Raw genomic sequence first — 13,279 nt, 5'->3', positions numbered from 1 at the left:
AGTGGCTTTATTGGAATAACGTGACTTTATCAAATAATGTCATATTGAAGTTAGGCAAACAAATCTGACGAAATTGATTTAATAATACATCAATAACAAAAGTATTATGGCCTCAGCCGTTATTGGTTTGTTGAAAGATCCAAGTAATCTATAATATTCTGAGTGTCTAACGCCATCGAAAGAAAGTGTTACCTATGTTTGGTATTGAGAACTATGTAGGACTTATCGTGGCTGCCATTTTGTTAACCTAATTCTAGACACAGATAGTATGTATCTCATCACACGTAGTATTTCACAAGGCAGGAAAGCTGGATTTTATTCTTTTTTGGGCATTAATCAGGCATTTTAGTACATACTTTATTGGCTTCGCTAGGTTTACCAGTATTACTAGCCAAATCCCCAACGGCATTTATGCTAGTGAAATATATCTGCGCAAGTCACTTATGTTATCTAAGCTTTAAGATGATAACGAGCAAAAAGGAGTTTTTAATAGCAAACAGCTTGCAGGAAGATAAAAATTGCGCAAACCTCAGTTTCAAGTCTTTAAATGCTTGGTAAATATACAAGCAAGGTGTATTAACCAATATTTTTAATCCAAAAGCTTAAGAAAAAACCCATCATTTAAAACTGTTTTAAGTAAAATATGTGGGATTGTATTCCTTGAGTTAGGCATTAAATTAATGACTAAAAAGGCTTAAAAAGATATTATTAAGTCGTGACACCCTAGGTATTAACAATACTTCCTGTTATATTTTGTGTTTTTCCAATAAGGACAAAGGCTTGTTTTTAAGAATATACCTCAGCGGAATCAGCCTGATATCCCTGTAAATAAATTTACAGACTACTCAGAATAGACCGTTATCATGGAATCACTTGTATTAGACTGTTGAGCTAATGATGTGTATTAGAGCTTATTTGAGCAAGTCTACTAAAGATTAATCAATGGACTCTGCCGTTAGGTTGCCTGATTAAAAAATCCTAAGTTAATATCTACGGATTTGATAGCAAGGGTCAATAATTATAGGTTTCTATTTTTTTAACTATTGATTTTGATAATTAATATGTATGCTTAAAAAATATCTTGACTATATTCCTCTCCCATTTCAATCTAAACTATCAAAAGTACGTGTAGCATAGGTTGAGAGTGAAAACATCGAATCCCTTGAAATCAGGAATATTATCCTTGAACGCTCTGCATCATCTGGCGACAGTAAGTGGCTAAATTTTCTGGTAAATCCTCTGGGCAGACACCGCACTGCTGGTTGCCAGGGACAGCATAGTCAATGAATTTTGGATACGATAGATTTAGGTTGCTCATGATGACCTTGAATTCTTCGAGTGTTATGTCCCCGCCAAGCCGTGGATTGCGCTTTTTTTCCTGAGCGATTGAAGATACAAAGCGCTCCTTATAGTCGTGCGCAGGATAGACCAGCGTGTCGTCTGGCAAAGAAAAAAGTTTCTGCCGCACAGATTTATACAGTGCATCGGCATCGCCGTTCTGGAAGTCGGTCCGACCACATCCATCGATAAGTAAAGCATCACCAGTGAACACCCGCTCATTATAGAGATACGCAAAATGACCATCAGTGTGTCCCGGCGTATGCAATGGATGCAAGGTAATACCAGCAACCTGTAAAGGTTTTCCTTCTTCCAGCCCGACATCTACACACGGTAGACGGTCAAAGGCAGGTGCTGCAATCTTGCTACCGACAGCACGCTTCATTTCTAATGCTGCAGTAATGTGGTCTGCATGAATATGCGTGTCAACTGTGTAAACCAAATCCAGCCCCAATCTATGTACTTCAGCCAAGTCACGATCCATGGTCGCGATGACCGGATCAATCAGGATAGCCTGACCTGTATCCTCGTCTCCTAGCAGATAGGTATAGGTGCTAGAAAGGGGTTCGTACAATTGATGAAATATCATGATTACTCCTTATCTGATGTGGTAGACGATGCCCAACATACTGCTTATTGTATCTATGTTTTATATATTATATTCTAACATAGTGTATGCATAAAGCATTACACTGTATGTGTTTTATGTGACATTAGTAGACCAAGTTAGTTGATTAGCACTTCATAGCTTTATAATATCTACAAACCTCATTGTTTATTCTAGCTCTTCAATATCTGCTCTTGAGCTGGTCAAAATGGCAATCGAGTGATGCTGTATCTCCAATCGACTTGATCAACAGTTGCTTGAGTGAGCTATACAAGCATCGAACTGCAAGTGTTAGATATGAATTTAATGACTAGGAAATCGACAGCATGGGTCATCACCATCGAGCTGTCTGATTAAAATCGCCCATGTTAGTTTCTACAATTTATTCATCATAGCTCACTTTTTATAACTTTAATTGGAGTTTTAGAATGCTAGTTAATCATCTTCCAACATTATTAGCTGAAAGAAGACTAAAAGTAGCGGATGCAGTTAGAGCGACAGGTATAAGTAAAACCACTTTGCACAAAATTTATAACGATCAATCTACAAGAATTGATTTCGATACTATAGATAAGCTATGCAAGTATTTAGAAGTAGAAGTTGGAGATATTTTTGAATATGTAGAAGAAAGTGAATCAGAAAATATTGAGAAATAGACTTAAAGTTGAAAATTGAGGTAGAGATCAAAAAGAAGGTTTACGTTTTAGTAATTTTTGAGGGCTGGTCACCGTTTGGTCACCGTCGCTTTTCTGGCTAATTTATAGCTAACTAGACAACCTTGATTATAGAGTGCCGCAAGCAAAGATTTTTCGCTATAGCCCTTATATTACAGGCATAAAAAAAGTCCCAATCATAAGATTGGGACTTTCGAATTTGGTAGGCATAAGCAGATTCGAACTGCTGACCTCTACCATGTCAAGGTAGGTCAAGCAACAATCCTTAAACAGCATAATCTTACATGCACTGTCTTTAAAGGCTTATAGCTTTATACTCACAATAAAAATCAGTATAAAATTAACATGCATTAATATTTAACTCGTAATTGGTCACTGCCATTTTACAGTACTTTGACCCCTACTCTTTCCTGAATTATGTGAGAACTAACCTAGATTTTCGTCCATTAGAGCTAATTTATTCACTCTATTCTCTTAATTGGTACTCTTTACAACGCTTTCTCATACCTGAAATGCATTGAACAAACCTTTTATTCTCTGCATAATATGCAGAGAATAAACTTCTAATTACCGCATAACTTAGGGAAAATCATGAAGCATGTGACTTATATCCATGAAAGATCAGACTGGACACAATGGCAATGGTCGGATAAAAAACTATTGCCACTAGTTAGTCGTTTGCGGATGCTACAGGGACACCTGCTTGGCAAACTATTAACGTTAGGGTTTGATTTGAACGTTGAAGCACAGTTAGATGCTGTCACTCTTGAAGTGGTTAAAACGTCTGAGATTGAAGGTGAGACGTTAAATGATGAGCAAGTACGTTCTTCTGTTGCGCGTCACTTAGGCTTAGAGACTAATGACATGCCTGCTACTACGCATGAAATTGATGCGATTGTTGAGATGATGCTTGCTGCCACTTATGATTATCAAACGCCACTGGCACTGAATGACTTACTGGGATGGCATAACGCTTTGTTCCCGACAGGATATAGTGGACTGTATAGTATTAAAGCAGGAGAAATCCGTGATGATAGTAAAGGACCTATGCAAGTGATATCTGGTGGCTACGGACGTGAACAGGTTCATTTTGTGGCGCCAAGTGCAGATAGATTACCTATAGAGTTAGAGCGCTTTCTATTATGGTTTAATACGCCAGCTGATGAGCAGGATAATTTAGACCTTGTCATTAAAGCGGGTGTCGCTCATCTATGGTTTGTCACATTGCATCCTTTTGATGATGGCAATGGCCGCTTAACTCGTGCAATAACTGAACGGGTGCTAGCGCAAAGTGATGATAGTACGCAACGTTTTTATAGTATGTCAGCTCAAATACTTAAACAGCGTAATGAATACTACAAAATACTAGAACGTACTCAAAAAGGGGATTCAGATATTACTGAATGGTTGGTTTGGTTTTTACAAGCACTAGAGCAAGCATTGCTATCAGCACAAACAACAACGAATAAAATTATCAGCAAAGCAAGCTTTTGGCACACCTATCGTCAGCAACCATTGAACCCAAGGCAAGTAAAGATGCTCAACGTATTACTGACTGACTTTTATGGCAAGCTCACGACCAAAAAATGGGCGACGATGACGAAGTGTTCAGCAGATACCGCGTTGAGAGATATTAATGATTTGGTAGAAAAAGGTATGTTGAAAAAGTCTGCCGCTTCAGGACGTAGTACAAGTTACAAGGTGGTTGTATAGTTGATTCTAGATAATTATCCACTATAAGTTAGTATAATTATTTTACTTAGGTGATGTTGGCAATACTAGGGTTTGATAATATAAGGGGTTATAAATACACACACATCGGTGAGCCTGCGACAGGGTCTATAATCACTTTGGCTTGCACGTCAAATATGTCAGCCAGCATTGCCTCTGTCATCACTTCAGCAGGGGTTCCCATCATTTTTAATTCGCCCGACTTTAGAACCACCAATAAATCACAATATCTCGCTGCTTGGTTAAGGTCGTGGAGCACAACGATGATGCTTTTGCCTTTATCTTTTAATTCCCGAATGAGTCGCATCAGCTCTATTTGGTAGGAGATATCTAAATAAGTGGTGGGCTCATCCAGCATGATAATATCCGTATCCTGCGCTAAAACCATCGCGAGCCAAGCGCGCTGCTGTTGGCCGCCTGACAAAGCTTCAAGTGATGTCTCAGCTAGAGATTGAATAGACATCTCATGCACGACGCTATCTACTATCTGGTTGTCTGTCGAGCTCAATTTACCCCAATGTGAGACATAGGGCGTTCTGCCATACTCGACCAACTGCCTGACAGTCAAGCCTTCAGGATTAGTTTGCGCTTGCGGCAATACCGATATCTGACGAGAAATCTGACGATTGTTCAATTGCGCCATATCTTGTTGTCTGAGTAGAATACTACCCGATTGAGGTTGAATCAGCCTGCACAAGCCTTTTAATAGCGTAGATTTTCCGCAACCATTTGGACCAATTAGCCCCACGACTTTATTTTCTGGCAGCTCAAGGGACAAGTTCTTGATAACTGTCTGTCCGCCATAATAGCCAAGCTGTAGTTCATTCAATGATAGCATCACCACCCCTTATAGCGCGAAAGTAAAAAGATAAAATAAGGCGCACCGATCACTGAGGTTAAGACGCCAGCTGGCAGCTCAATAGGGGCAAACAGACTGCGTGCCAATAAATCTGCGGTGACTAAAATGATGGCACCTATCAACGCTGACGCTGGTAGTAAGATACGGTGCTGATGCCCAAAGAGCAGTCGTGCAATATGCGGTGCTAATAAACCAATAAAACTGACTGTTCCTGCAACGGATACGGCTAAACTTGCAATAACCACCGCGACTAATAACGTGGTGAATTCTAGGGATTTTACTGATACACCAAGATGATATGCTGTCTGCTCACCAAGTCCTAGCACATCCAAGCGCCACGCTAAATACATACTAACCGCCATCAGTACGACAAATATTATCGTTAGCATCGGAATATGTTGCCAGCTGCGACCCCACAAACTACCGGTCAACCAAATCATCGCGGTGTTAATTTCAACTGGATAAATGACCAGTAAAAAATTAATTCCACTGGTTAAAAAGGCACTAATGGCAACGCCTATAAGTGCCAAGCGTGCGGGCGTTGGCTGAGATATTTGTGCCAATAGCATGATAAAACAAAACGCCAATAATCCACCAAGTAAAGCTGCGACAGATAGCCACCACGTGGGTGCAGCAGGAAGCATAACCAATAACAAAGTCGCGCAGAACCCTGCGCCAGCACTGATACCCATCAAATCAGGCGATGCTAACGGGTTGCGAATGACCCCTTGCACTAATGAGCCTGACAAGCCAAGACTTGCCCCCACTAAAATTGATAATAGTGTTCTTGGCAATCGGTGCTGCCAAACAATAAAATCTTTGTCGCCGCCAAATCCTTGCTGTAAATGCTGCCAGATTTGCACTAGCGTTAATTCACTGGCACCAAAAAAGATGCTGCTCACACTAAGGATAAATAGCATCACAATAATCAGTACCACCGCCCTACTTGCAGACTTATTAGCACATAGCGAGTTTGAGCGAGATGAAGAGGCGTTGGTTTTTATTGTCATTCGTTGCTTACTTTTATTGCTTGATAGAGTATTGAGTCGCTTTTAGTTAGCATACATACAGACTTAACGGTCTTGAGTCTTGATAAGCCGTAAAAGCTTATTAACAGACTTTTACATTGAACCGTCACTTATAAAGTATTTCACACTTATTTTTATTAGCTATCGAGTCGCCGTCTGCATGCCAGCGCAATAAAAACGGGTGTCCCAATTAGAGCGGTTAATAAACCCACTGGTGTCTCTGCTGGATAAGCGACTGCCCGTGACAAAACATCCGCCCACACCATCAATATACTGCCAAGCAGCATAGACAATGGCAGAATCTGCTCATAAGCCATATTGGATACCTGTTTTAGCAGGCGCTTGGCAACATGCGGGATAATCAAACCGACAAAGGCAATAGGACCTGCGACCGCCACACTGATAGCCGTTAATATCGTAATCAATGCCCCGCACGACCACTGTAATGCACGTAGGTTTACTCCAAGGCTGCTTGCTACATCATCGCCCAGCACCAATACATTTAACTTAGGTGATAACCACCACGCATACCCTAATGTCAGCAGCGATATAACCGCTAGCATAGAAATGGACTCCCAGCGCGTATTGGCAATGGAGCCTGCCAGCCAATACAACACCCCATACGCCTGCTCATCCGTAGTAATCAGCGCCGCGCGAGTCATACCGACCAGCAGCGCATTGATAGCAACGCCTGATAAAATCAGACGGACAGGATGCACTGGACGACCAGAAAAATAACCTGCCAATCCTGCAACGAGGGCACAAGAAACCACTGCGCCGACCATCGCTTGCAAAAAGGTAGAGGTTAAAAAGGCAAATCCTAAACCAATAGAAGATAAAGCAACCACACAAGCTGCCCCTGCATTAATACCCAATACCGCAGGAGATGCCAGCGAGTTACGGGTCATGACCTGCATTAGCAGTCCAGCTACCGCCAAATTAGCACCCACTATAATCGCCACGAGCACGCGCGGCAGGCGAATCTCTATTAATAATTGTGCGGTTAGCGACGCTTGACCATTGTGCTGCGTCAATAAGGAAAATAGATCCGTCAGCGACAGGGCAAATTTTGAATACGCCGTTAACCCTTGCCAGCAGCCAATCAGTAAAATAAATAATAGCCCACACCATAATAACGCCCGTGTTATCGGGCGCTTTGCAATATGGGGTTTTAGCGATATAGAAGCTGAGCGGCTCAGTTGCGGTTCAACCATAAAAGCCGCCTTTCTTTAAAAAGACAGTAGTGCAATGTCTCATTAATTTGACTCTTTTAAAGCAGTATTTGAATCTTTTTTGCCTTTTTGCTTAGCAATCTCAAGCAGCTCAGCTGTCATGTATTCAGCAGACTGCATACTGCGATTGAGCGCCCAATAATTGGGGTCGACTTCGATGACCTGATTCTTTTTAACCGCCGTTAGCTGATTAAATAGCGGCGAGGACTTCCACTCATCATAAATGGTGTGTTCGTTATAACGTCCAATTAAGAGCCAATCAGGATTAGCCGCTAATAATTGCTCCAAACTGGTTGCGATATACGCCTCACCTGTTTGCTGTGGAATGGGGCTTTTGATATTTAGATGATTAAGTAAGCTACCGGCATACGAGCTTGGACCATGTAGCCACATGCCTTTATCACTGATAATAGCAAACTGCACGCTGTGGTTAGCAAGTGGGGTTGTTGCCAGTTGCGACTTTAAATCTGCCATCTTTTTTAGATGCGTGTTGATGACTCGAGATATTTTTTTATCTTGGTGTACGATATGCCCGACCAATTGCGCCGTCTGGATATTCTCTACATAACTCTCGCCGCGACTTTTGAGTACAATCGACGGTGCAATACGACCAAGCTCATCGGCGATGACGGTATGGCGCTCATCATCCGCTATTATCAGATCAGGTTTTAAATCAGCGATGGCTTCAAGGCTTGGCTGATATCTTGAACCGACAGAGGTGTAATCCGAGAGTTGTTTGGTAAACTCGGCAATAATACTGTCAGGCTTATTGTCATCGGCAATACCAACTGGCATCAGACCTAAAGCTAACGCATCTCCTAAAAATGAGTATTCGAGCACTACGATGCGCTTTGGGTCACTCGGATAGTCGCTCAGATTGGGCAAACGCGCTTTGATTTCTTCATCAGTTAGTAGAAGAACACCATTATTGTCGCTACTGCTACTACTGCCATTTGGCTGAGTAACTGCTGCTGTCGATACGCCATTATCAGCATTCAATGATGGCGTTGCCGTAACATTGTTTTTTTGATTCACAATAAAAAAAATACCGCCAACCACAATCAATACGATGACCAGCAAGGGTAAAATAAGCGTGAGCTTTGGACGTTGATTCATAAGTAGCTTTTCTTAATATCATTAAATTGATTGAGCATTAGACGGATAGAGCACTGAATATAAAACTATGACGTCAATTAAAGACCATAAAATGATTCAAGTTTTTAAAACGCATAGTTATATGTCAACAACCATGTTCTAGGCGCACCAAGACCAATTTGATTTTTGCCCGAGGTGCCATTGGTAGCCCCAAGCGCATAGTCTTTATCTAGAGCATTATTTAGATTCAATTGCAGATTATGTTTGCCCATGGTGTAGGCAGTCATTAAATCTACGGTCGTATAGCCAGCTAGCTCAACTGCCTCTGCGTCCCCTGCGTAGCGATCACTTATATAATTCACGCCGCCGCCGACACGCCATTGGTCATCGGGCTGATAGGCGGTCCATAATGAAAAGGTCTGCTCTGGGACATCATTTGGTACAAGCCCTGTTTTTTTATCTTCAGCATCTAAATAACTATAACCTGCTGATACATCCCAGTTGTCCCGAATCTTACCGCGCGCCTCAAGCTCCAGCCCTTGATGACGAAACTCATCTTTATCCGTCACTTCACGATTGTCATTGGTTTTTGGGTCTTCTTTATCAATCTGATATAAAGAAGCATTGAGCATAATATCGTCATTATTTAGATACGTTTTCAGCCCGATCTCTTTTAGGTCGGTCTGGTAAAGTGCGCCCAACTTTGGATTGATAAACGTTCCAGAATAAGGCAGCTGCCATGAACGCGCAACGGTAGCATAAGCGGAGGTGGCATCAGTAAACTTATAAACGACGCCTGCGCGGTAGCTGAACTTGTCGTCGTTTAGCTCGCTATCTTGACCTTGAAAGTTTTGGTCCATCTGGATATTGTCATAGCGAACATTGCCAACTAGTGACCAGTCGCCAATATGGTAGATATCTTGTGCAAAGATACCGACACTTTGGGTACTATTTTTACGAAATGCGGGAAAACCTGGGTTGGGTGTCGCGCCCGCGTTTGGATTGGTTGCCGATGTGGGTGGTACACTTTTATCAGTGGCAAGGGTCAAATCAATGTCGATATCATTATAATCAGCACCAAAAAGCAATTCATGATTGCCTTTATTCCAAGCCAGCTCAGATTGCAACGTCTTACTTGTGCGTGGATCATAACCAAAATTATTAACGGTTCGCCCAACTTTGTTGTCAGTCACATCCGCTGACGACTGACGGGTGCCTTTTTGTTCTAACGTGATATGGCTGTATGACGCCCGATTTGTCCATTTAACGTTGTCATTGATATCGAGCTCATGATTGACATTGGCATGCCAAGTATCTGAATCTTGGTAATCATTGCTGCCGCCATAAAAAGTATTAGGAGGTACATCAACAGGCTTACCATTTTTGGAGGGTACGCCGCGATAAGGCACAAGGTGCTGACGCATAAAATCGAGGGAGAAATCAAGCGTTTGCTGGTCAGTCGGCTGCCAACGTACCGTTGGTGCGATAAAGACATCATTTGAATCGACATGATCGACATATGAATCACTGCGGCGATACTCGGCATTGATACGGGCATTGACGGTATCTGATAATTTGTGCGAGCTATCGACGCGCGCCACGGCTAAGCCGTCGCTACCCACTTGCGCCTGCACCTTATCGAAGTTTTCACCTTCTGCTTTTTTACTGACGAGGTTGATAATACCACCTGCACTACCGCGCCCATACAACGTGCCCGCTGGACCTTTGACCACTTCTACGCGCTCTACATTGGCGAGGCTGCGATAGGACTGCAATTTGCCATCATCACGCATGCCATCACTATAGACATCGTTTAAACCATTAAACCCGCGTATCACAAACTCGTCTCGGCTACCTTCGCCAAGCGTGTTATTCAAACCTGCAACGCCTTTCATCGCGTCCATCACGCGTACCGCACCCCTATCCTCTAGCTCCGTTTTAGTCACTACTGATACCGACTGCGGCACATCTAGCCATTCGGTATTGGTCTTCGTACCTGACGTTGGGGTGTAAGCAGCATAGCCTTCATAGGTTTTAGCCGTGACCACAATGGGCGCAAGCGTCGTTGATGGTAGTGTTGTTAATGGCTGTATAGCTGTCTCTTGAGCAGCAACTTGTTGACTCACCGCCATGGTTAGACCAGTCGTCATCATGGTTAGTAATAATTGAGCACGAACCGCAGTCACTAGGCGTTTATATTGATGGTGAGACATATTTGGATCCATAGAATTTTTAGTTAATGAGCGAGGTTGTTAGTGGCTTAGTAGCAATAATTATTAATGGAAATTTATCAATAACTTTTTATGCAAATGATAATAATTTTGCAAATGATAACTATTACTGTTTATAATTGCAACGTTTTAGTAACACTGTTCATCTTTGACTGACATAAATACCTGCTAAATAATTGGAATTGTTATGATTATTATTTTTAAACGTTCTGCACTTTGTCTTGCTATGCTTTGCATTTATCAACAAAGCAGTGCTGAGGTGACGCCCATTAGCAAGAAAACTAGCGTTGAGGCGCGCTCAGATACTTCTATCACAAGCAGTGCCATTACCTCAGACAATCCCCTTAATAATAAAGCAGCAACGCAAGTACATTCTTTTACCGCAGCGCCGATCGTAGTTACTGCAGACAAGTTAGGCAATTCTAGTGCTAACGAGGTGAAAGCATTTGCAGGAAATCGCACGGTTATTGACAATAAATTTATAAAAAAAACCGTGAGCAACTCAATTGACGGTGCACTACAATTTATCCCAGGCGTCAAAATCGATGATGAAACGGGGACTGGTGTATTACCTAACATCTCTATCCGCGGTTTACATGCTAGCCGCAGTGGACAAGCGCAGTTTTTGATGGACGGTATCCCTTTAACCTTAGCGCCTTACGGTCATACCGGTCAGTCTATCTTTCCAGCAACCCTTGATAATCTTGAGCGCATCGATGTCGTACGCGGCGGGGCTGCGACCCAATACGGTCCAAATAATGTTGGCGGCGTGATTAACCTGATTACCAAACCTATTGCTAAAGAGACTCAAACTGAGATTGGCACCAATTTAACTATATTTGAGCAAAACGGTAAGCCGTTGACCAGTTTATACGCGCGACACAGTCGCTGGTTGAATGACAAGTTGGGTGTACAAGTGGAAGCCAACGGTATTAAGGGGGATAGCTTTAGAGATCACTCAGACACTGAAGTCACTAACCTGCAAGCCAAAGCCCTTTGGTATATTGATGACAATCAGGAATTAGAAGGGTTTTTACAATACTATGATGCCGATACAGAAATGCCGGGGGCACTGTCGCCCTCTGCCTATGACCAAAATATAGAACAGAGCCAGCGCCCATTTGAAGCCTATCAAGGCAAATCAACGCGCTGGCATGCTAAGTACAAAAACTACTTAAATATTGGTGACCAAGCGGTGTTAGACCTGACCACTTTTGGGCATCATGCCACGCGTAATTTTGAATGGGGATTTAATTCACAAGCTAACCAGCAAGGCGTACATTGGGCAGACCCTGCTATTGCAGCAGATAGCCTGCGCACCTCCCCTCGGGAGTTTAACGTCTATGGCGTAGAGCCGAAGTTTTCTGTTCAATTTGGCGATACCAAAAACATCAAACACCATCTCATCAGTGGCATGCGCTATGTCAATGAAGATATCGATTATAAACTGACGCAAACCAAACTTGCGGATGGTACGACCACTACGCCCCGTGATTGGAATCTACAAACAGATGCATGGGCCGCTTATCTTAGCGATGAGATGAGCTTTATGGATGAGCGCCTAAAAATTACCCCTGGTATTCGTTATGAAAATGCAAAAATGATATTTAATGATGCCGGTAATAACACACAAACAGACAATACCATTACAGAATGGCTGCCTGGACTAACAACGTCTTATGCATTAAACAAATCGGATGACAATCTATGGCTAATTTATGCCAACGCGCAGAAGTCGCTGAGAACGCCGCAAATTGCCAATATTCGTGGTAATGGTGAAGAAGGTAGTGAGCTTGCGTGGAATTATGAAATAGGTACACGCTATACCCTGGATAACCTGCAAGCCACCTTGGGACTGTATCGCATAGATTTTAAAGATCAGCTGCAATGGAACAGTCGTGATCAAAGCTTTGATAATGTAGGGCGTACCCTGCATCAAGGCTTGGAGACTGCGATTACTTATAGCCCAAAAACATTCAAAAACCTAGATGTTGGTCTTAGTTACAACTATCTTGATGCCACGCTAAAAGAAGGTGCAAATGAAGGCAATCAATTGCCGTACAGCTCGCCACATCAGTTGGGCTGGCATGCCAGCTATAAGCATCAAGATTACAACGCCACTTTATCTGGTGTGTACTATGACAAAGCCTATGCCGATAATGCCAATACCGTTGAAGAAAGTACAGACGGCGGTATTGGCGAAACACCTGCCTATCAAGTCTGGAACTTGAGCCTGCAAAAGACGCTGCAAGATACAAAGAACGAAAAGCTGTCTGTTCAGTTCGGTATTAATAACCTGTTTGATGAACAGTATTATTTCCGAGGTATCGATACCAGTCCTGTCGGTCGCTATCCTGCACCCGGACGTTCGTACAAATTAGGGCTCAACTATCAGTTTTAAGAGTTAATAAACCCTAATCCTGAAAGATCTCGCAACGATAAAAGCAAATCTACTTCCGATTTGCTTTTATTTCAAAAAAACAT

10 protein-coding genes are annotated in these 13,279 nt (G+C 42.4%); 4 read left to right on the top strand and 6 right to left on the bottom strand.

Translation table 11 applies throughout. The annotated features are described in order from the left end of the window. Positions 1 to 360 precede the first annotated feature (360 nt). On the top strand, positions 361 to 558 hold the full coding sequence (locus ACTQ9S_RS04380; protein ID WP_440453972.1) for a hypothetical protein: 198 nt from the start codon (positions 361 to 363) through the stop codon (positions 556 to 558). 619 nt (positions 559 to 1,177) lie between these two features. Here ACTQ9S_RS04380 and ACTQ9S_RS04375 read toward each other — a convergent pair. Then, the gene (locus ACTQ9S_RS04375; RefSeq protein WP_440453970.1) at positions 1,178 to 1,927 is read right to left on the bottom strand and encodes an MBL fold metallo-hydrolase; all 750 of its coding nucleotides are present in this window, start codon (positions 1,925 to 1,927) and stop codon (positions 1,178 to 1,180) included. A gap of 446 nt (positions 1,928 to 2,373) precedes the next feature. On the opposite strand from ACTQ9S_RS04375, the gene ACTQ9S_RS04370 reads away from it, so the two are divergent. Continuing rightward, positions 2,374 to 2,601 carry a helix-turn-helix domain-containing protein gene (locus tag ACTQ9S_RS04370; protein WP_440453969.1) on the top strand — a complete coding sequence of 76 codons (228 nt, stop codon included), beginning with the start codon at positions 2,374 to 2,376 and terminating at the stop codon, positions 2,599 to 2,601. A 609-nt stretch (positions 2,602 to 3,210) separates the two neighbouring features. Further along, positions 3,211 to 4,332, top strand: coding sequence for a Fic family protein (locus ACTQ9S_RS04365; RefSeq protein ID WP_440453968.1), 1,122 nt, complete (start codon positions 3,211 to 3,213; stop codon positions 4,330 to 4,332). A gap of 88 nt (positions 4,333 to 4,420) precedes the next feature. Here ACTQ9S_RS04365 and fecE read toward each other — a convergent pair whose 3' ends face one another. From fecE to ACTQ9S_RS04340, 5 genes are all read right to left on the bottom strand, one after another. Further along, positions 4,421 to 5,188, bottom strand: a complete 768-nt coding sequence (fecE, locus tag ACTQ9S_RS04360) for a Fe(3+) dicitrate ABC transporter ATP-binding protein FecE (RefSeq protein WP_440453966.1) — start codon at positions 5,186 to 5,188, stop codon at positions 4,421 to 4,423. Next, the gene (locus ACTQ9S_RS04355; RefSeq protein ID WP_440453964.1) at positions 5,188 to 6,219 is read right to left on the bottom strand and encodes a FecCD family ABC transporter permease; all 1,032 of its coding nucleotides are present in this window, start codon (positions 6,217 to 6,219) and stop codon (positions 5,188 to 5,190) included. The genes fecE and ACTQ9S_RS04355 overlap by 1 nt, the downstream gene beginning before the upstream one ends. Before the next feature lie 155 nt (positions 6,220 to 6,374). Further along, positions 6,375 to 7,451: a FecCD family ABC transporter permease gene (locus ACTQ9S_RS04350; protein WP_440453963.1), complete on the bottom strand. Its 1,077-nt coding sequence runs from the start codon at positions 7,449 to 7,451 to the stop codon at positions 6,375 to 6,377. 42 nt (positions 7,452 to 7,493) lie between these two features. Further along, positions 7,494 to 8,585, bottom strand: a complete 1,092-nt coding sequence (locus ACTQ9S_RS04345) for an ABC transporter substrate-binding protein (protein ID WP_440453962.1) — start codon at positions 8,583 to 8,585, stop codon at positions 7,494 to 7,496. A 104-nt stretch (positions 8,586 to 8,689) separates the two neighbouring features. Next, positions 8,690 to 10,777 (bottom strand): TonB-dependent receptor, encoded by a 2,088-nt coding sequence (locus ACTQ9S_RS04340; RefSeq protein WP_440453961.1) that lies wholly within the window; start codon positions 10,775 to 10,777, stop codon positions 8,690 to 8,692. 205 nt (positions 10,778 to 10,982) lie between these two features. On the opposite strand from ACTQ9S_RS04340, the gene ACTQ9S_RS04335 reads away from it, so the two are divergent. Next, entirely contained in the window at positions 10,983 to 13,196 is a 2,214-nt protein-coding gene (locus ACTQ9S_RS04335; protein WP_440453959.1) for a TonB-dependent receptor family protein, read from the top strand. The last annotated feature ends 83 nt before the right edge of the window (positions 13,197 to 13,279 follow it).

Origin of the sequence: Psychrobacter sp. ASPA161_9 (genome assembly GCF_051970275.1) — a bacterium.
GTDB lineage: Bacteria > Pseudomonadota > Gammaproteobacteria > Pseudomonadales > Moraxellaceae > Psychrobacter.
Note: the sequence above shows the minus strand (reverse complement) of the source record. Positions and strands in the feature narration are given on the sequence as shown.